Source organism: Paenibacillus sp. EB106-04-04-XG159 (genome assembly GCF_058791835.1).
In genome coordinates, this window is sequence record NZ_JBYTDY010000008.1 from 167477 (window position 1) to 188923 (window position 21447).

Here is a 21447-nt window from a genome sequence, read left to right on the forward strand (position 1 = left end):
TGATAAGTTGGACCGGAGAAAATAACTGAACATTTCTGCACCTGAGCCGTCCTGCTCTGGAGGTGATGCGAGGCTCACAGGTAAGCATGGCAATGGATAGTCTGTATGGATGATCAGCACTAACACATGACTAGGAGGGAAGAGCATGAAACGACAATCGATGCTATGGAGCCTTATTCTCGTTCTATTGCTCTCATTCGTAGCTGCTGGATGCTCAGGCGGCAAGGGTGGAGATAAGGTGGAGCTGAGCTTCTGGTACGGCTGGACGGGACCAGAGGCGGCAGCGCTTGAAAAGCTCATCACGAAGTGGAATGAAGCGAATCCGGACATTAAGGTTAAAGGGTTGTCCCAGAGCGATTATCAGAAGCAGCTCACCGCGATTACCGGCGGCAATCCCCCGGATATAGCTTCTCAGTTCGGACAGAACGTCGTTCCTTGGGGAGAACGCGGGGCGATGATGGCGCTCGATGATTATATTAAGAAAGACAGTGTCGATCTGAAGGACTTCGTGCCGGCGGCATTAAGCTCCTCACAGTCCAAAGGCAAGACCTATGCGATACCGATCGCAATGCACGTCTCGATGCTGTTCTACAATAAAGACATATTGAAGGAAGCCGGATTCGACGGTCCGCCGGAAACGATCGCTCAGCTGAAAGATTACATTAAAGCGTTGAGTATCGTGGAGGGCGATGGCCGCCTGCAGCGGCTGGGACTGTGGCCAGGAATGGATGCGTATACATTCGCATACGCCTACGGCGCTTCTTTCTATGATGAAGCGTCCAAGCAAATCACGGTAGATCATGCCGGCGTGAAGGCTGCGATCGAGCTGTCCAAGGGCATCTGGGATCAGTATGGCTCTGAGAATCTGGATCGGTTCTCTTCAGCGCTTGGGCAGTATATGTCCGCGCAGAATCCATTCTTCTCCGGCAAGTATGCCATGACGATCGATGGCGAATGGCTGCCAACCTTCATTAAGCAGTTCGCGCCTAATCTGAATTACGGCATCGCGCCGATCCCGTATGATGAGAACAACCCGAATATGAAGAACCCGGGCAACGTTGCAACAAGCGTATTCTATATTCCCGACGGAGTGAAGAACCCGGATGCATCATGGAAATTCCTGAAATGGATCACGGAACCGCAGCAAATGGCGGAATTTACAGCGGCTCTCGGCAACCTGCCAACGAGAACATCCGCCTTCGAGAATACGCTGTACGCTGACGTTCCTGGATTCAAGGAGTTCCTGGCGTATTCCTCGAGCCCGAACTTGAAGTCGTTTCCGGCGACATCCTTTGCTAACGAATATATGACAGAGTTCGGCGTGCAGTATGACGCAATTTTACGAGGGAAAATCAGTATGGAAGAGGGCTTGAAGAAAGTGAAAGAGAAGATTCAGCCGCTAGTGAAATAAGTGGACCATAGTTGGATCTGATTCTGAGCAGCGATGCCCAGGATTAGATCCAGCTTAGCGATGAAAGGAGGAATGAGCTGATGAGAGCCTCCGCAGCAATGAATCCATCTGTGAAAAGAGCAGGGAAGTCGAGACAGGAACGGCACTATTTTTGGCAGGGCTTGGCCTTTGCTTCTCCGTGGATTATTGGATTCATCTTATTTACGGTATATCCGTTTCTTAGCTCGTTGTACTTTAGCTTAACGGAGTACGACTTGTTTAACCCGCCTAGGTGGGTTGGCGTGCAGAACTACAAGGATATTCTTGTAGATGACGCATTCTATAAGTCGCTCGGCAATACGTTCTATATGGCGTTCATCGCTGTTCCCATTACACTCTCGAGCTCGTTGCTGATGGCGATGCTGCTCAATTATAAAGTGAAGGGTATTCGATTCTATCGAACGATCTTCTACTTGCCTTCGGTTATCCCGATCGTAGCGAGCGCGCTGCTGTGGACTTGGATGCTGAATCCTGACTTCGGATTAATCAACATCATGCTGCGCTCCGTTGGACTGCCGGATCCCGCATGGCTGCTTGACCCGAGTTATACGAAGCCCTCCCTCATCTTGATGAGCTTGTGGGGCTCAGGGGCTGGCGCACTGATCTTCTTGGCCGCGCTTCAAGGCATACCGCAGCAGTTCTATGAAGCGGCGCAGGTCGATGGCGCGAACTGGTGGCATCGATTCTGGAGGATTACGGTTCCCGCCTTGTCGCCCATCATCTTATTCCAGCTCATCATGGGATTGATCGGCGCGTTTCAGATCTTTACGGAATCCTACATCTTGTCGGGAGGCAAAGTGGCTGGAGGCAGCCCGTTGGGCGGACCGGGCCAGTCGATGCTGTTCTATGCGGTTAATCTGTATCAAGAAGCGTTCGTCTTCTTGAAAATGGGCTATGCCTCAGCGCTCGCATGGATATTGTTTCTGATCGTATTGGTCATTACGTTCGTGCTCTTAAAAACTTCTGGCCGCTGGGTCTATTACGGAGGTGAGTAGGGTGAATGAGATGAGTGCACAAGTCTCGAGAAAAGTTGTTGCCAGACCGAAGCGCAGCAGCAGCTTTGCCTACAAGCTGCGTACTTCCATATTGCCGCATACTGCGCTCCTGTTCTTCTCGATCATTTTTCTGTTCCCGTTTGCCTGGCTCTTCTTCACTTCGCTCAAATCGCCGGAGGAGATCTTCGCGCTTCCGCCTAGTATTCTCCCGACAAAGTTTCAATGGTCCAATTATGCGGCTGCCATCGAAGCGATCCCCTTCTTCCGCTATATGGGCAATACGCTGTTGATCTGCTTCATTAATATCGTGGGCCAACTGTTCGCTGCTCCGCTTGTGGCGTATTCGATCGCCAAGATTCCTTGGAGCGGGCGGAAGATTATATTCCCGATCGTCTTAGCCACGATGATTCTGCCGTCGCAGGTGCAATTGATTCCGCAATATATTATCTTCACGGAGCTGGGCTGGGTGAATACGATACTGCCGCTCACGATCGGTGCATTCTTCGGCGCTCCCTTCTTTATCTTTCTGCTTCGCCAGTTTCTATTAGGCATTCCTAATGAGCTGTCAGAAGCGGCGAAGATTGACGGTGCCTCTGAGTTTCGAATCTATGTGCAGATTATTATCCCGCTGTTGAAGCCGGCGCTGGCCACGATCGTGCTGTTCTCCTTTGTATGGTCTTATGTCGACTTTATGGGACCGCTCATCTATCTGAACGACTCTGAGAAATGGACCATTACCATCGGCTTGCAAGGCTTCCAACAGGATCACGGCGCTCAGTGGGAGCAATTAATGGCCGCAGCGACAATTATGACAATTCCGATGATCGTCTTGTATTTCTTTGGACAAAAATATTTCATAAATTCTGGATCGGCATTGACAGGTTTTAAATAGTCTAAAAGAAGATTTAAGTGTAAAATATAGGTAGCCGTCATCGGCTGCAGTGCGATATCCACATATAATCGGAGGGACAATTCATGAGTAAAATGAAAGTAGCTGTCATCGGTTGCGGCACGATTGCCAACAGTGCGCACATCCCAGCTTATCTCGCAAATCCGAATGCAGAGATCAAATATTTCTGCGATATCAGAAAGGAGCGAGCAGAGCAAGCCGTCGAGAAGTACGGCTGCGGCATAGCGATTGAGGATTACCATGAGATTCTAGCTGATCCGGAGATTGAGGCTATATCGGTATGTACACCGAACAATTGCCATGCTTCGATCGCGATCGACTGCTTGCGTGCAGGCAAGAACGTGCTCTGCGAGAAGCCTGCGGCAAGAACTTATCAAGAAGCGCTCGAGATGCAGAAGGTGCAGCATGAAACCGGCAAGATTCTGAACATTGGGGTTGTCAATCGATTCAACACCGGTGTGAACATCATTAAGAAATTGATCGACGACGGTGAGCTGGGGGAACTGTATCACGTATATGTGAGCTTCCGTGCACAGCGCTCGATTCCAGGGCTCGGTGGAGACTTCACTAACAAGGCTGTAGCTGGAGGCGGCGCGTTAATTGACTGGGGTGTGCATTTCCTCGATATCGTGATGTACTGCACAGGAGACCCAGAGCCGAGAACGGTGACTGGTCAAGCCTATTCCAAGCTGGGCAAGGACATGAAGAATTATTCGTATATCGGCATGTGGGCGGGACCGCCTAATTATGAGGGTACATACGATGTGGACGATTTCGTAACAGCTATGATTCGAACACAAGGTCCTTCTATCACGGTAAATGGTGCCTGGGCGCAAAATATTGGCGTCGATGAGATGTACATTGACTTCTTGGGGGACAAGGCAGGGATTAGGCTGCAGTATGGTTCGGATTTCAAGATGTACAGCGCGAAGCACGGTACTCTTCTTGAAACGACACCGAAATACAATGCGACTGATATGTTCAAGAACGAAATCAACGAATTCCTGGATTGCATCAAGTCTGGCGAGAAATTGTCGTCACATATCGATACCGTCATTATGTCGTCCAAGATCATTCAAGCGATCTATGACTCATCGGAAACAGGTGAGGAAATCTCTTTCGTGAAGTAAGGAGCGTTCAGATGAAGAAGATAGGATTCATCGATTATTATCTCGACGAATGGCACGCGAATAATTATCCTGAATGGATTCGAGCCGCCAGCAACGGGAATATGATTGTATCTTACGCGTACGGAGTGAAGTCTGCTGAACAGGGTTTAAGCAACGAGGCGTGGTGCGAGAAGCATGGTGTCGAGCTGCTGAACACGATTGAAGAGGTAGTAGAGAAGAGCGATTATCTGATCGTGCTGTCTCCAGATCACCCAGAGCAGCATGAGGCGCTCGCGCAGATCCCGCTGCAATCAGGCAAGCCGACTTACATCGATAAGACGTTCGCGCCGGATCGAGCGACAGCGCTGCGCTTATTCGAACGCGCGGAGCAGTATGGAACGCCGCTCTACTCATCGTCAGCCCTGCGATTCGCTTCCGAGTACGTCGCGACAGAGCGCGAAGGAATCGAGAGCATTGCCAGCTGGGGACCAGGAAAGCTCGAGAACTACTCCATCCATCAGATCGAGCCGATCATCTCGTTAATGGGCCCTGATGCGACGCGAGTCATGAGTATCGGTACGCCGCAATCACCAGCGCTGCTGATCGGATTCGCGGATGGGCGGCAAGCGACGATTCACCACTTTGGATGGGAGTGCCCGTTCAGCATGGCGCTCAATTATGAAGCGGGCGACTGCAAGCTGGTGAAGCCGGAATCGAACTTCTTCCAGCTGTTTATGCAAGATCTCATTACCTTCTTCGAAACAGGTCGGATCACGGTGCCTGCTTCCGAGACGATCGCTATTATTACAATTATTGAATACGGATTAAAAGCAGCGGAGCAGCCTTATCAATGGTTGGAGCTTCCGCGCTAGGCGTAAATGATTAATCAACGAACAAGGGGCTGTCCCAAAAGTAGATTTTTTCTACCTGGGAAAGCCCCTTGTTTTTCGGCACGCCGATGCGGTTGTGGCGTCAGCTATTCGATAAAATCGATAGCTATCTACAAGGGCCGGGAGCGGACACACGAGCCGCTATTTGCCGCATACACCACTGATTCGCCATACTAGCGGACCGTAGAGCCGTTATTTGACCTGAATTAGCCGTTTAGTGCTAGTTTTGAAGAAAATAGCGTCATCTGAGTCCGCAAGCCCTCAAAAAATACCCCGAAATCATGAAATAGTGGCCCCTGTGTCCGTTCAAGCGTGGGTCATACGGCTTTGCTGTCACCGTATGTGCTATCGGATAAAAAGACAGCTGATCCAGTCTCATCGACTAGTTAAGCAGTTTCTTATTGGTGTAGAAACAAAGAAGGGTTGTCCCAAAAGACATGAGAAAAATGACTTTTAGGACAGCCCCTTTATTATTTTCTAGGCAAAGAGATTGTTTATTTTGCAAATAGAGAGTATAATATAGTGACTAAATTATGTATAAATAAATAATATAGCATACTTCGGTTGAAATGTCAATAACTTTATCAAAGAATATAAGGGAGGCTTTCATGATGCAAGCAGGCTTTGTCATTGAATGCTTAAACTGCGGGCGAGCTTATCGTGTCATTCCTGGGTTCCGCGACTACCGCAATGAGGCGATAACCTTCGGTACAGACAATTACGGAGCCGATCATATGGCTTGCGAATGCGGCAATGCGGTAGAGGAACACAGCCAGTTTAAGGGAAAACAGTTCGAAAGCGAGTTTGAAGTGGAGTGGCGCAGCATATCCCGTTAATCGCCAGAGCATATGCCAACATACAGGCTTATACAATGATTAACCGTTTGCGTCAACCGAGGGGGGCTAGAGCAAGATGGTAAATGAATATCGAGAAGAGCTCGAGACCGGAATAACAGATCAAGCAAGTGCAGCTGATCTGAACAACTTCCATGATTACGAGCTTCCTCCAGGTCTGAAGGTGGACGATCCTGTTCGCTTATATCTGAAAGAGATCGGTCGCTTCCATCTTCTGACGGGAGAGGAAGAGGTCATGCTTGCACAGCGTATTCTGGCAGGCGATGAGCAGGCAAAGCAAAGATTGACAGAAGCCAATCTGCGCCTTGTCGTCAGTATTGCCCGCAAATATAACGGCCGTGGTATGCTGTTCCTTGATATGATTCAAGAAGGTAATATGGGGCTGATGAAAGCTGTTGAGAAGTTTGATTATACGAAGGGATTCAAATTCAGCACATATGCGACTTGGTGGATCCGACAAGCGATAACGAGAGCAATAGCGGATCAAGGTCGAACGATCCGTGTTCCCGTTCATATGGTGGAGACGATCAATCGGTACACACGGATATCAAGACAGCTGCATCAGGATAATGGAAGAGAGCCCACATTGCAAGATATTGCAGATGCAATGGAATTATCGGTCGAGAAGGTGCAGGAGATTGCGAAGATCGCTCAAGAACCAGTATCGCTTGAAACACCGATCGGAGACGAGAACGATTCTAACCTGAAGGACTTTATTGAAGACCGTGAAGTGATGACTCCCGCTGATTCAGTGGCCTTTACGCTGTTGAAAGAACAGATGGATAACATATTAGATACGCTGACCGAGCGGGAGGAGAATGTGCTCCGACTTCGCTTTGGATTGGATGATGGACGCCCAAGAACGCTTGAAGAAGTAGGTAAGGTGTTCAGTGTCACCCGTGAACGTATTCGTCAGATCGAAGCCAAGGCGCTGCGCAAGCTGAGACATCCTAGCAGAAGTAAGCAGCTAAAGGATTATATGTTTTAATGTACACAGCCACAGACCAGACGGCATCATCGCCTCTGTCTGCGGCTGTTTATTTTATGTTCACATGTAGCTGTTCAGCTTGATGGCCTTCCAGCCTGTACTGATCACTTCGATCAGAGTTATTATGGAATTTATATCCTTTATAGCTATTTTTCGATATAATATGCAGGATAGAGGTATTTTCGACATGTTCGCCATTTACAATCTGGTAGGATGAATTCTTATAGGAGAGAAGGAACATACATGGCCAACCTGTTAAGAGATATGAACTGGGTGGAGAAGAGTGCTATAGTGGACGAGCTGCTGCAGCGAGAGAATCTTATCATTCATCCTATGAAGCAAGGGTTCGAAGCCGAAGTCATGAAGATCAGCTCTGATCAGGAGAGCTATGTATTGAAGCTGTGGAACAGGGGTTCTAGTGCGGATGTCCGTATGCAGTATCATATGTTGAGGACTCTCTCTGAGCGAGGACTGCCAGTTTCTATGCCATTGGGCTGGGGAACGCATGCTGACGGTGGATATAAAGTGTTGTTAACCTTATTTGATGGAACGCCCGTCCAGAAAGTTAAAGAACCTATCATGAAGGAACTTGCTCATACTCTATCGAGCATTCATCAGATTCCTGCTGCTGAGATTGAGGATGTGCAGCTGCCTGTCTATAAGTTTGTTGATTATTTTTTCCCGGGAATAAAGGATCATCCCGATTTATCTCAAGCGGTGAACAGCCTGGTCCGTATAGCTGGCCTTCGACAAGACTGCGTTATTCATGGTGATTATCATTTGAATAATATAGTAGAGGATGAAGGACGTTACTCGGTGATTGATTGGACGAATGTTCAATTAGGAGATTCGAGATATGACTTTGCATGGTCTCTTATTCTGATGAAAATGTACATCGGTGAGAAATATGCCACGGCGTTTCGTAAAGCGTATGTATCGGAACATCCTCTTCCGGAGAAAGAGATCGAACTATTCGAGGCCATCGCTTGTATGAGGGTGCTGCTGTTGAATCGAAGAGGAGGTATACCTCTAGATTCAGGAACGATAAATAAGGTTAAGAGATTGATCAGTAATAATCCTTATTTAAGCGAGCTGGAGCTTGGTGATCTTGCCAGCGAATGAGGTATCGAAGAAGGTGCTGCTGAAGAACGGCTTCCAGCCGGAGGGGACGTTAAGAGAAGCCTCATTATGGTCGGGCAAGGGAATTGTTGATCTGGAGATGTAGTTGATTTTTATCACATTGTGAACATTGAATTGTGACAATCTTCGTCACAATTGCATAATTTTCTCTCTAATTTAATTATAATTATTGTTTTATTAGTATTATTATTGTAGTGTTAATATTTAGGAATATTTTGAGAGCCATTAAGCATGGAAGCAAGATGTGGAAAGGATGACTCGATGAAAATTAAAATATTGTCCGTACTGCTGATTGTTGCGGGGATCGTTGTTCTTAGCTTTCCAAAGCTGTCTGAAATGTATTATTCGGATCAGCAGGAGCAGCTTGTGCAGGAGTGGCAGGAAAGCTTCAACAACATTCAGAGTGTGTCTTCTCAGACGGAGGAGACTACAGATCAGAAGGAACAATCTGAGGTTGCGAAAAATCAGCAGCCCATATCTAAACATGACTTTGAAGTCAATCCAGATATGGAAGGAATCTTGAAGATCGATAAGATTGATCTCCAGTTGCCGATCCTGCATGGCGCGACGCAGAGCAATATGAAAACGACGGCAGCCAGTATCGAAAATACAGGTAAAGCAGGAGAAGTAGGGAACTACGCTATTGCGGGTCATCGCAACTACACCTTCGGAAGGAACTTTAACCGGCTCGATGAACTGGAAGAAGGCGATGCGATACAGGTTGATACCGGGGATCAACAGTATAAATATATCGTAACAGAGAAGCTAGTTGTGAAGCCGGAGGAAGTATGGGTGCTGGAGGGAAATGACAAGGACAAAGAGATAACCTTGGTCACTTGTGAGCCTATGATAGACCCCACACATCGGTTAATTATCAAAGGTAAGATAACTGAAAAAGATGCTGTTACAGTTGCAAGTGAAAAATAGCTGGTATATGAATATTTATGCAAATTTCTGAAAATACGATATTTGTTTCTGAATATTAACAAATTATTTACTTTTATCCTGTTTTTATCCTGTATAGTAGGTTAGCACCCTTGTTATACACAATTTATATACATATTTTCATATTTTAAGGTGGTGTTGTCTGGAATCGTCGATAGACGCAGTATAAGATGCAACAAGTATAGAGAGAAGAGATTCATTGACAATTAGTTTCAGAAGGGAGAGAGAAAGTTGTCAATTATGAGGAAACTAAGGAAACCCTTATCGATTGTGCTAACTATCGGGTTATTGTTTAATCTCTTGCTGCCGGCTTCATTCGTTAGCGCAAGTGATAAGGGGAATTCAGGAGCTTCAGCACAGGAAAGTGTTACGCAAAATGTATATTCCGGCTCCGATCAGGATGGTGTTACCCAAGCTGTTTATGGAAGCATCAAGGAAAATATTATTACTAAAGTGGTCATAACAGATCAGAAAGGTAACTTAATTCAAAATGTCCGACCGGATCAACATGAATACGTGAAGATATCATTTGATTGGAAGCTGCCTGCAGGTCACCCGTATCATGCAGGAGATACCTTTATGTTCGAACTGCCTGACCAGTTTGAGATCTTTGTAGAGCAGAGTGATGAACTGGATGGTGGTGTGGGGACATACCATGTGACACCGGAAGGGCTAGTTACTTTCACTTTTAATAAGGAGATCAACGACGGCGACGAGTTGGATGGCTACTTCTATGTCTGGAGATATTTTGACAAGGACAATATGTCTGGAAGCACGCAGCAAAAGATCCCGTTTAACTTCGCAGGCAATCAAGTGACCATTCCTGTTCATTTCAAAAGCACAGATACCACAGAAATGAATAAATCAGGAGTGAAGAACAAGCCTACGAATCCAAGCAAGATCGACTGGAGCGTTGATATAAACAAAGGCGAAAAGTCGATTAAGAATGCGGTATTTAAGGATAACTTTTCTATAGAAGGTCAGCCAAATGCAACAGCAGGACTGGATATGGTTATGAATTCAATTCAAGTATATCGATTAAATGTGATGCTGAATGGAGATTTAGTTCAAGAAGCGACGCCGATTCCAGAAACGAGTTATAAGAAGCAGCAGACCGCTGACGGATTCGAGCTTCAACTAGGCGACATCACGAGCGCTTACAGAATCGTATACACAACTGATATTACGAAGACAGAGGATGTAACGTTCAAGAACAATGCGGTGCTGACAGGAGACGATCCTTCCACTTCGATGTCAAAGTCTGCTACAGTTTCAGTAAGCTTCAATAAACCGCTGACGAAAAAGGCGGCTGGGTATGATGCTACTAAGCAAGAAATCGCCTGGGAGATAGAATACAATTATAGCAAGCGTGATATTGATGCAGCAGATGCATGGATCAAAGATACATTCGATACGACTCTTGTTCAATTGGTTCCAGGTTCTCTTAAAGTGTATGAGACGACGTTTAATGATAATGGTAGTGCAGTAACAGGAAAAGAGCTTACAGTTGGAACGGATTATACTCTTACTGAGACTTCCGATGGTTTCGAAATCAAGTTTAATCAAGTCGGTAGCTCAAACGCAGCGTACAAAGTCGACTATACAACAATAGCGAAAGATCGAGTGTATGATGATAAGGTGACGGTTACCAATACGGCTGAGATTCCGAACACTGATTCGCAAACTATCTCACGAGATATGAATCAAGTAATCTTCCATAAATATCCTGGCAATATTGAATACAAGGAAAAAACATTAGAGTGGATTCTTACGCTAAATGAAGACAAGAAAGTTATGGAGAATGTCGTTATCACGGACAGCTTCGCTGGTCAAGGATTGACAATGATTCCTGATTCCTTGGTCATTTCAGGCTTAGATCCTAAAACGGATTATAAGTTAGAAGTGAATCCGAATGAAGATGGATTCAAGATTACATTCCTACGTAATATCGATACTTACCATGTGATCAGGTATAAGACTAAGTTTGATCCGACCTTCTACAATATGGATGACATCAAGAAGATTACATATAAAAATGGTGCCACATTGAATTGGAAAGAAGGCGGCATACCTCAGAAAGAGATCAATAAGTACGCTGAGCATACTCTAGATAATTTCACGAAGGACAATGGTCAGAAAACCGGCAGCTACAATGCAAAGACGAAGGAAATCACATGGACCATTGATGTGAACTACAATCTTCACAATGTTAGTAAAGCGATAGTCCGAGACTTCTATTCAACCGGTCAGAATTGGGTAGAGAATTCATTAACTATACATCAGCTTAATCTGACAGGCGGCAGCGATGGAGTAACAGTTGGAGACAAGCTTGATGAGAGCCTCTATACATTTGATAAGAAAAATGAGAATGGCATGGACGGCTTTGAAGTTAAGTTTGTTAATCCTATTAACTCTGCATATCGCATCACGTATAAGACGAGCCTTGATGGCTTGTTCGTACACGACACATACAGCAACAATGCGACTATGTATGATACGGATCCATCCAAGACGCTATTCAACAAGTCTACCACTGTTGAACCTACACATGGCGGAGAATACGTCTCGAAGACAGGCGGTCAGGGTACTGGAGCTGAATCCGAGCTTGCTAACTGGAAGATCGAGATCAACCAGAGTCAATCGCATATAGAAGATGCAATTCTCACGGATGAGCTGTCAGCGAATCAAATTCTGCTGCCAGATTCATTCCAGCTGTATCATGCGGTTTCAGATGAGAACGGCAATCTGACTCAGGGAAGCCTTGTTAAGGCTGATGAGTACAGCTTGGACATCCAAGGCAACACCTATACACTTGAGTTTAAGCAGCCGATCGAAACGGCATATACCCTGAAGTACAAGTCATTTATCAATGCTGGCAACGGCGAGAAAATAACCAACAATGCTAGTTTCAAAGGAAAGTCCTCCGCAACAGTTGATAATTCAGAGGACGTGGAAATAACTGTTGTGTTCGCTGGAGCTGGCGGCGGAGCAACCGCTGGCAGAGGAGACCTTCAAGTTGTTAAAGTCGATGCGGGTACGGGTAAACCGTTAGCAGGAGCCAAGTTCGGACTTTATGACAAGACTGGGAATGTGCTGCTGCAAGAGCTTGTGACGGATGAAAATGGTGTAGCTGTATTCAAGGATTATAAATACAAAGAATACATGCTGAAGGAGCTTGCTTCTCCAGCTGGCTATCTGCTTGATGAAGAGTATAAGGTCGGCAAGAAGATCACATTTAATGCGTCTTTACCAAGCATCACCGTGTCGAACGTAAAAGGCAATTGGAACTTCGAATTAACGAAGGTGGATCAGGACGATGATACCCTCACATTAGAAGGAGCTGTATTCAAGCTCCAGAAGGAAGATGATGGTAAAACATACAGCGATGTTCTTGGGAAGACTGAACTCAAGACGAATGCTGATGGCAAACTGTATCTGACTGATCTGACTCCTGGCAAATATCAGTTAATCGAGGTTCAAGCTCCACACGGTTATAAGTTGGATGCTAAGCCGATACCATTTACGATTGAAGAGAAGCAAGTGACTCCTAAGACAGAGACCATGAAGAACGAAGCGCTTCTCGGCGCTATCGAACTGTTGAAGGTCGATGCAGATAACCATTCGCCTCTTGCAGGCGCTCAATTCGAGCTGTGGAATGAGAAAGGCGTGGTGCTGCAGAGCGGACTGACAACGAACCAAGATGGAGTGTTGACCATACCTAATCTGAAGTATGGCGACTATCAACTCGTTGAAACGAAAGCTCCAGAAGGATATAAGCTGTCGAGCCAACCATTACCGATCAAGATCAATGAAGTAAGCACGCTGAAGAAGGAATTCAGTAATGAACTGCTCGTAGGGTCAGTCAAGCTGACCAAGACGGAGAAGGGTCTTCCGAGCAAGAAGCTCGCAGGAGCCAAGTTCCGTATTCTAGATGCCAACAAAGAACCGCTCAAAGATAAGGCGGGTCAAGAGATGGCAGAACTCGTAACGGATAAGAACGGAGTACTGCTTGTAACGGGTCTTGTGCCGGGCATGTATTACATGCAAGAAACAGCAGCACCGAATGGTTACTACTTGAGTAAGGATTTAACACCGTTTGAGGTTGTGGCTGATTCTGAGGCAACTGTAACGGTAGAGAACACTCGTGTTCCATTTGTTCCGAATCCAGATCCAAAGCCGGATCCAGTAGGGTCAGTCAAGCTGACCAAGACGGAAAAAGGTCTTCCGAGCAAGAAGCTCGCAGGAGCCAAGTTCCGAATTCTGGATGCCAACAAAGAACCGCTCAAAGATAAGACGGGTCAAGAGATGGCAGAATTGGTAACGGGCGATAACGGAGAACTGCTTGTAACGGGTCTTGTGCCGGGCATGTACTACATGCAAGAAACTGCAGCACCGCACGGTTACTACTTGAGTAAGGATCTAACGCCGTTTAAGGTTGTAGCTGATTCAGAGGCAGCTGTAACGGTAGAGAACACTCGTGTTCCAGTTGATCCGGTAGATCCGGATCCAGAAAAACCAGTAGATCCGGTAGATCCGGTAGATCCGACACCGGACCCTGAAAAGCCTGTAGATCCGGGAAAACCAGTAGATCCTGTTGAGCCTCAAGAACCGACTACGCCGGATAAAGGAACGAATACCGGTGATCTGACAGGGGAAACTGGAGATAACGGTAAGACTGATCCTGATAAATCTCAGAAGGAGCCAACGAGCAAGCCGGACTCTAATAAGGATTCATCAGGCAACGTATTGCCGAAGACAGGAGAAGAGAGTCACCTGCCTCTTCAACTGCTCGGATTCGGTCTTATCGCAGCAGGGATCGCACTGTTTGTCATTCGCAAGAGATTGGTATCTAACCAATAGTGTTATAACTTGAGAAATAATAGAACAGCCGTCCACGGAGAGATCCAGTGGGCGGCTGTTTTTATCTCAGGAGCTGCTAGTGTAGGGGATAAGCTCTATTCCTGTTGAGATATGGTTAAATCGGGAATATACTCTTCTTATTATTCATAGATGAGGGGATCATCTGAAGGGAGCGGGAAGTATCATGAGCGCTAGCACATCATTATCGGAAATGTATCAGCAGACAGAGTATAAGGTACCCGGTCATGGAGCACGAAATATCGAGGTATTGAAAGAAGCATTTTACAATGCAGATGGACTTATGGACAGCGATATGTACGGCAATGGGAAAGTGATTGAAGACTTTCAAGCGAAGATGGCGGCATGTCTGGGTAAAGAATCGGCCGTATTCTTTCCAAGCGGCACCATGGCACAACAGATTGCATTGCGAATATGGTGTGATCGGAAGGGGCTTAAGAAAGTTGCCTATCACCCATTATGTCATCTGGAGATCCATGAACAGGATGGTTTGAAGGAGCTGCATCATATCGAGCCTGTCCTGCTCGCGGATCAGAACAGATGCGTTCAACTCGAAGATGTTCTCCATATGAAGGAAGAGGTCGCGTGTCTATTGTTAGAATTGCCTCAGCGTGAGATAGGCGGGCAATTGCCGTCATATGAAGAGCTTGAAGCCATCTCCGCTTATTGTCGAGAGCATGGGGTAAAGTTACATCTGGACGGAGCAAGGCTCTTCGAGACGCTCCCCTATTATCAGAAGTCAGCTGCAGAGATATGTCAGCTCTTCGACAGCGTCTATATTTCTTTCTACAAAGGGTTTGGCGGAATCGCCGGCGCAATACTGGCGGGCAGTGAAAGCTTTACGAGCGAATCGAAGATATGGAAGAGACGTCATGGCGGAGACTTGATCAGCCTTTATCCGTATATCATCAGTGCTGACCATTATTTTGATCAGCGAGTGCATAAGATGGAGCAGTATTATGCGGGGGCCAAAGAGCTTGCGAGCTATTTGAACCAATGCGAGGGTATCTCGACAAGACCGATCGAGCCTGTGTCTAACATGTTTCATGTACATTTTACAGCTGCAAAAGAGAAGGTTGAAGAGATTCTTGTCTCTATTTATAAGGAATGCGGCATTGGATTAACCCGTTACCTAAAGGAAACAAGTGAGGCATCCTGCTGCTATGAATGCAACATCGGCGATTCCTATGCGAATATTCCGCAAGAAAGATTGCATCATATGATTCGTATGCTTGGTGAGCGTATGAAGACATTGAACATCGGATAATGGATGGCGTTATTGGTCTTTGGAATGGAACAGGAGTGAGTAAATGAAGGAGCAATATTATGATTCGCTGATGCACATCAAGACAGTCGGCGATCAGAAGGAACTCAATAAGCGGATCTATTATCATCCCTATGAGCCTACACCTTATGCAGCGTTGGAGGAACTATTCAATCATTATGCATTGTGCAGTACCGATCATCTCGTTGACTTTGGTTGCGGCAAAGGGCGGCTGAATTTCTACATTCATTATCGTTTTCAGGCAAATGTTGCTGGGATTGAGATGAATGAGACGTTCTACCAGGAAGCCATCGATAACCGCAATAGCTATATGGCTGCAGCCCCGAACAGCACAGATTCCATTCAGTTCCATAACTGCTTGGCGGAAGAATACGATGTGGATCCGAGAGATAATAAGTTTTATTTCTTTAACCCATTTTCGGTACAAATATTCATTAAGGTCATCAACAATATCTTGTATTCTGCGGCAGAGGCGGAGCGGGAGATCGATGTCATTCTCTATTATCCGTCAGAGGATTATCTCTATTATTTAGAGAACCGCACACCGTTCGAAATGGTGGATGAAGTGAGATTGCCCGGCTGGTATGAGAAGGATCCTTCTGAAAGGTTTGTCATCTATCGCTACGCAAATGGTGGAATCGGAGGGCTGAGTGCATAACGTGCTTAAGGTCGCATATGAGCAGAGCATGAATATTTTATAATAGATATACTAAAATTAAGGAAACACGGACTGAAGCTGCATGGAGCCGTATTCGGATACTCAATAGGAGGCAAGCGGAATGAGCGACCTGCTGTACTATTTAGATGGAGGAACGGGAGATCGGCTGGAGGTTTATGAGAACTATTTGATCGTGCGCCACATCGGGTTATTTCGTTTTCTAATGAAGCCGGAGATGCTGGGAGATCGATTAATCTATATCTGCAACATTGAGGAGGTGCACCTGAAGCGGGCAGGATGGACGGCAGGACACTTGAGATTTGTGCTAAATATATGCGATAACAGTGTCATCAGTCTGCTTTCTTCAGGGAACACTGCGCTCACCATTACATTTGTTAATGGCGACTGTGTCAATGAAACCGCTGAGGCGATTAAAGCCTATATTGAAGAGAAGATCAGTAAGCCCAAGGGACCTCCTATGCAAAATGTAATCCGAGACGAAGATGAGCTTCAGAAGCTAAAAAAACTGCTGGATGGCGGCTTGGTATCGCAGGCTGATACTTGCGCATCGAACACAGGAGATCATGGAGCAGCGCGAGAATGATGGCCTCTTGAACTCGTGAAATACCCCACAGTTATTCGACCTACTACGGGTTCATTTAATTGGTTACGTAACCATCTAATTTCCATGATCCATCTTCCATTATAAATTGCATATAAATTTCAACAGTATATTCGTTCTTAATATCTGCGTTAGCGAATGCGAGTTCTACTTCGTTTTCATTTGAAATTGTAAGGCCTCTAAATTCGAGTGTCTGTAAATTTATATTCTTTGGTATGGTTGAGCTGTTGGGTTTGTCGCCGTATACAAAATCAATTGTATTAGACTCTCGATTAATCGTAACATTCTTGGAAGAGACGGACTGGAGGTAATCATAGTTAGGTGCCTCCATAGCAGCGAATATTTTAAATGAAAGATTTAATGTGTTTCGTAAATTTTCATTATCTTGAGACATTCTCTTTTGGAATTCTCTAAATTCTTTTTTTAGTTTGTCGTGTTCTACCATAATTGGAGCAGCTGCATTAATGTTGTTGTCCATTTTCACTGGTGATACTTCTTGGTCCTGATCATTTGAAATACTGCAAGCTGGCAATATGAGTAAAGTGGAAGCCAATAAACATATCATTAATTTTTTCAAATCATCTCCCCCTTTGAAACAATAATAACATAAACTGGAACTTTGTGGTTCCCTCACAGGTTAGGTGGAGTAACGGGGGGGAGAACCGTGTTACAGGGACGAGGTACTGCACGGATGGGTAGGCTCGAGCAAGATAACAGGCTTTTTCCCTGTTACAGCGGGCAGAACTCGCAAGTCAGGTGAGATAACGGGGGAAAACCGTGTTACAGAGTCGAGCTACTGCACGGATGGAGAGGCTCGAGCGAGATAACAGGCTTTTTCCCCGTTACAGCGGATGAAACCCACAGGTCAGGTGAGATAACGGGGAAATACCGTGTTACAGAGACGAGGCTATGCAAGGATAGGGAGGCTCGCGCCGGAGAGCTGAGACGCAGAAAAATGACGTCTCAGCCGCACAACTAGCCGCGCGCAGCGCTCGGCCGCTTCCCATGCTAATGGTAGAAGCGATATTGGTCCTTGCCTCGCTCTTTCGACACATACAAGGCTTGATCCGCTCGTTTGCATAAGACGCTGGGATCCACTCCATGCTCAGGAGATAGAGAAATACCGATGCTGACTGTAACCCTATTCCGCTGCTGCTCCACCTCTTGTTCGACTATCTCCTTTACCTTGGCGATAATCCGCAAAGCTGTGTGCTCCACTTCGCCCTTGCTCGTGGACGGCATAATGATGACGAATTCATCACCGCCAAGTCGGATCGTGACGTCCTCCTTGCGAGCGATCGAGCAGATACCTTGGGCAACGCACTTCAGCAGATGATCACCCCTGTCATGTCCAAGATCATCATTCACAAGCTTGAAATTGTCCAGATCAATCATCAGCAGCGCGGTCGTGCCTTTATTGTTCAATAATACCGTCCCTAGTATCTCGTCAAATGCAGCCCTGTTCATTAACCCGGTAAGGCTGTCGTGAAAGGCTAGATACATCGGTTTAGCAAACCATCTGGAAATGATCAGTGCCAACATGATCGCCGCAATTATAGCGGTAAGCAGTTGGATAATAAACGTGCGCTGATTAGCCTTCAATATGGCCTCGAGATCGTGCTCATTATAGATGATCTCCAGCACTTTATTCCGAGTAGGTCCTATATCAACGGTTGAAATATAAGGCACATAAAGGTAGACGGCAGGCTCGCCATTCCATTTGTCCCGATATGATGTTGTTTCGCCTGTCGTTAAAGCTTCCTCAAATGCTCTCCTTCTATCCACCGTCAGTATGTGGTCAACAGGATTAGTACCTAATGATAAGCCTCCCTCATTCAGAACGTAGATCTCATCAAGAGAGGGGTTCTTCTGCACGATCTCATCGATCGTGTTCAAGAAATTAAACTGTTGAAAGATAGCGCCTTCCGAAAGCGAGTATCCCAACTCAATGATATATTGTTTATCGCTTGTAGCCATGTAGCTATACTTCATCAATTGACCGCTCCGCTGCTCGATGTCAATTCCATCATGATAGAAGCCGCCGGCATTTCGTCTTTCGTCGAGAGTCGGGGCAAACTTCTGACAGCATGAGGAGAAATCTAGTCCGATGTCAGAGATAACGCTGCTGTAGGTGACGATGTTGTTGTTATTAATGATATATACATCGAATGAAACTTGCTGCTTCAAAGCTTCAAAGTCCCATTCATCAAAGTCGGGATTCTTATCGTACAGCTCCGACAGAAATTGTGAGCCTTCTCTCATCTGCACAGCAAGATCCTCACCGAATATAAAGAACACTTTCTCCACCATCTCAATCGTGTCCTTGACCATCTCCACGTTCTGCTGCATTTGGTCTTGCTTATTGTTGATTGCCTGTTCCTTCAGTCTGAACTGGTTAGTTATTGCAAGTGCAACCGATATGAGCAAAGCAAATATAACAAGAGTTATCGTTAATTTAAGCCTGAAGTTTGATTTCACTTGTTACACCTCCTAGCTAGCTGCATCCCGATGATGGTTACTTCATGATCAATACGACAAGCGAAATAAATAATGTTAAGCCTAAATAGGAAATATGAACTACTAATAACAGACGCGTATAGGTATTAATATTCAGCTCATAGACTAGAAAACCTCTTTATTTCTATATATTTTCAACAATTTCTCATTTTAAGAATTTGTAAATTGGCCTACGCTTCAGTTATAGGCACAACGTATTGACATGGAAAATTAATATGTGATATATAAGAGAAAGAATTAGCACTCATGTTAGTTGAGTGCTAATCACAATAGTTCGTTCATGGAAACAGAAGGGAGATCTATTTGTGGCAAAGAAACAATTTAAAGCTGAATCCAAACGATTGCTGGAAATGATGATTAACTCCATTTACACGCAGAAGGAAATCTTTCTAAGAGAATTAATCTCGAATGCCAGCGATGCGATCGACAAGATTTATTACAAGGCGTTAGCTGATGAGCATATGGTGTTCAATAAAGATGAATATTTCATCAAGGTGGCAGCCGATAAGACGAACCGAACCTTAACCATCACGGATACAGGTATCGGGATGACGAAGGATGATCTCGAGAATAACCTCGGTATCATTGCGAAGAGCGGTTCATTGGCATTTAAGAATGAAAATGAGCTGAAAGACGGTTACAATATCATCGGCCAATTCGGTGTCGGCTTCTATTCTGCGTTCATGGTGGCGGATGTCGTGACGGTAACTAGCCGAGCTCTAGGCAGTGATGAAGCCTATAAGTGGGAATCCACTGGAGCAGATGGGTACACTATTGAGCCGTGCGAGAAAGCAACGCTGGGTACGGAAATCATTTTACAGATCAAGGAAAACACCGAAGATGATCAGTACGATGAATACTTAGAAGAGTATCGCCTAAGAGCGATCGTTAAGAAATACTCCGACTTCATTCGCTATCCGATCAAGATGGACGTGAAGGGTCAAAGACCTAAGGAAGGCAGCGAAGATGAGCTAGAGGAGTACGAAGAGGAACAAACCGTTAACAGCATGGTTCCGATCTGGCGGAAAAATAAAAGCGAGCTGACGACAGAGGACTATGACCGTTTCTACATGGAGAAGCGTTACGGCTTCGACAAGCCTGTATCCCACATCCATGTTAAAGCGGATGGCGCGGTTGTATACAATGCAATTCTGTATATTCCAGGTAATACACCGTTTGACTATTATACGAAGGAATATGAAAAGGGGCTGGAGCTTTACTCTAACGGCGTGCTCATTATGAATAAATGCGCTGAACTGCTTCCTGATTACTTCAGCTTCGTCAAGGGTATGGTTGACTCGGAAGATCTGTCGCTCAACATTTCCCGCGAGATGCTGCAGCATGACCGTCAATTGAGCCTGATTGCGAAAAATATCAAGAACAAGATCAAGAGCCAACTGCAAAGCCTGCTGAAGGATGAGCGTGAGAAGTACGAGCAATTCTATAATGCATTCGGCAGACAGCTCAAGTTCGGCGTGTACAATGAATATGGCATGCATAAGGATGTACTGCAGGATCTGCTGATGTTCTCTTCCTCTAAGGAGAAGAAGCTGGTTACACTTGATGAGTACGTATCGAGAATGCCGGAAGATCAGAAGTATATCTACTATGCGGCTGGAGAATCGATCGATCGACTCGAGAAGCTGCCGCAGACGGAAATGGTGCTGGATAAAGGCTACGAGATCCTGTACTTCACAGACGATATCGACGAATTCGCGATCAAGATGCTCATGTCCTACAAGGATAAGGAGTTTAGATCCGTATCGAGCGGCGACCTCGGGCTTGAGCCGGATGCTGCTGACAAGGAATCTGATGCGGAGCAAACGGAGAGCAAGGAGCTCTTCGACGAGATGAAGAGCATTCTGAGCGACAAGGTGAAGCAGGTTCGAGCTTCCAAGCGATTGAAGACGCATCCGGTATGTCTGACAACTGAGGGTGAAGTGACGATCGAGATGGAGAAGATCTTGAAGGCGATGCCGAACGGTCAAGATGTGAAGGCTGACAAGGTGCTGGAGATCAACGTGAACCATGAGGTGTACAAGTCCTTGAAAGAGGCTGCCCAAGGAGATAAGGAGAAGCTTAGTCTGTATACGAATCTCCTGTACCATCAAGCGCTTCTGATTGAAGGCTTGCCGATTGAAGATCCAGTGCAATTCACGAATGATATCTGCAAAATTATGAAGTAGGGCATTGCCCCGCTGCATAG

At 45.8% G+C, this 21447-nt stretch carries 15 protein-coding genes and 2 pseudogenes; 15 read left to right on the forward strand and 2 right to left on the reverse strand.

The genetic code is table 11. From position 1 onward, the window contains the following. Window positions 1-145 precede the first annotated feature (145 nt). The 14 genes and pseudogenes from AC3WTP_RS12010 to AC3WTP_RS12075 all read left to right on the forward strand — a co-directional run bounded on the left by AC3WTP_RS12010 (window position 146) and on the right by AC3WTP_RS12075 (window position 16706). Complete coding sequence (locus tag AC3WTP_RS12010) at window positions 146-1411, forward strand: ABC transporter substrate-binding protein (protein WP_492394846.1); 1266 nt, start codon at window positions 146-148, stop codon at window positions 1409-1411. Window positions 1412-1491: 80 nt separating this feature from the next. Beyond that, on the forward strand, window positions 1492-2445 hold the full coding sequence (locus tag AC3WTP_RS12015; RefSeq protein WP_492394847.1) for a carbohydrate ABC transporter permease: 954 nt from the start codon (window positions 1492-1494) through the stop codon (window positions 2443-2445). Window positions 2446-2455: 10 nt separating this feature from the next. Further along, window positions 2456-3337: a carbohydrate ABC transporter permease gene (locus AC3WTP_RS12020; protein WP_492394926.1), complete on the forward strand. Its 882-nt coding sequence runs from the start codon at window positions 2456-2458 to the stop codon at window positions 3335-3337. An 83-nt stretch (window positions 3338-3420) separates the two neighbouring features. Continuing rightward, window positions 3421-4485 (forward strand): Gfo/Idh/MocA family protein, encoded by a 1065-nt coding sequence (locus AC3WTP_RS12025; RefSeq protein ID WP_492394848.1) that lies wholly within the window; start codon window positions 3421-3423, stop codon window positions 4483-4485. Between the two features lie 11 nt (window positions 4486-4496). Beyond that, a complete protein-coding gene (locus tag AC3WTP_RS12030; protein ID WP_492394849.1) occupies window positions 4497-5336 on the forward strand; it encodes a Gfo/Idh/MocA family oxidoreductase in 840 nt (279 codons plus the stop codon). Between the two features lie 626 nt (window positions 5337-5962). Continuing rightward, a complete protein-coding gene (locus AC3WTP_RS12035; protein WP_492394850.1) occupies window positions 5963-6190 on the forward strand; it encodes a hypothetical protein in 228 nt (75 codons plus the stop codon). Window positions 6191-6344: 154 nt separating this feature from the next. Further along, window positions 6345-7196: pseudogene (gene rpoD / locus AC3WTP_RS12040) on the forward strand (RNA polymerase sigma factor RpoD); the annotation flags it as partial. A 333-nt stretch (window positions 7197-7529) separates the two neighbouring features. Further along, window positions 7530-8318, forward strand: coding sequence for a phosphotransferase family protein (locus AC3WTP_RS12045; RefSeq protein WP_492394927.1), 789 nt, complete (start codon window positions 7530-7532; stop codon window positions 8316-8318). Further along, a pseudogene (locus tag AC3WTP_RS12050) lies at window positions 8302-8421 on the forward strand (GNAT family N-acetyltransferase); the annotation flags it as partial. The gene AC3WTP_RS12045 and the pseudogene AC3WTP_RS12050, both read left to right, overlap by 17 nt. Window positions 8422-8597: 176 nt before the next feature. Beyond that, window positions 8598-9263: a class D sortase gene (locus AC3WTP_RS12055; RefSeq protein WP_492394851.1), complete on the forward strand. Its 666-nt coding sequence runs from the start codon at window positions 8598-8600 to the stop codon at window positions 9261-9263. Between the two features lie 258 nt (window positions 9264-9521). Then, window positions 9522-14141: a SpaA isopeptide-forming pilin-related protein gene (locus AC3WTP_RS12060; protein WP_492394928.1), complete on the forward strand. Its 4620-nt coding sequence runs from the start codon at window positions 9522-9524 to the stop codon at window positions 14139-14141. Window positions 14142-14325: 184 nt separating this feature from the next. After that, window positions 14326-15426 carry a threonine aldolase family protein gene (locus AC3WTP_RS12065; RefSeq protein WP_492394852.1) on the forward strand — a complete coding sequence of 367 codons (1101 nt, stop codon included), beginning with the start codon at window positions 14326-14328 and terminating at the stop codon, window positions 15424-15426. A gap of 43 nt (window positions 15427-15469) precedes the next feature. Continuing rightward, window positions 15470-16102, forward strand: a complete 633-nt coding sequence (locus tag AC3WTP_RS12070) for a methyltransferase (RefSeq protein WP_492394853.1) — start codon at window positions 15470-15472, stop codon at window positions 16100-16102. Between the two features lie 121 nt (window positions 16103-16223). Then, the gene (locus tag AC3WTP_RS12075) at window positions 16224-16706 is read left to right on the forward strand and encodes a hypothetical protein (RefSeq protein WP_492394854.1); all 483 of its coding nucleotides are present in this window, start codon (window positions 16224-16226) and stop codon (window positions 16704-16706) included. 55 nt (window positions 16707-16761) lie between these two features. Here AC3WTP_RS12075 and AC3WTP_RS12080 read toward each other — a convergent pair whose 3' ends face one another. Together AC3WTP_RS12080 and AC3WTP_RS12085 are read right to left on the reverse strand one after the other, a co-directional pair. Continuing rightward, on the reverse strand, window positions 16762-17301 hold the full coding sequence (locus AC3WTP_RS12080; RefSeq protein WP_492394855.1) for a hypothetical protein: 540 nt from the start codon (window positions 17299-17301) through the stop codon (window positions 16762-16764). A gap of 431 nt (window positions 17302-17732) precedes the next feature. Next, window positions 17733-19202 carry a GGDEF domain-containing protein gene (locus AC3WTP_RS12085; protein WP_492394856.1) on the reverse strand — a complete coding sequence of 490 codons (1470 nt, stop codon included), beginning with the start codon at window positions 19200-19202 and terminating at the stop codon, window positions 17733-17735. Between the two features lie 344 nt (window positions 19203-19546). Here AC3WTP_RS12085 and htpG point away from each other — a divergent pair, with 344 nt between their 5' ends. Then, the gene (gene htpG / locus AC3WTP_RS12090) at window positions 19547-21427 is read left to right on the forward strand and encodes a molecular chaperone HtpG (protein ID WP_492394857.1); all 1881 of its coding nucleotides are present in this window, start codon (window positions 19547-19549) and stop codon (window positions 21425-21427) included. Window positions 21428-21447 lie beyond the last annotated feature (20 nt).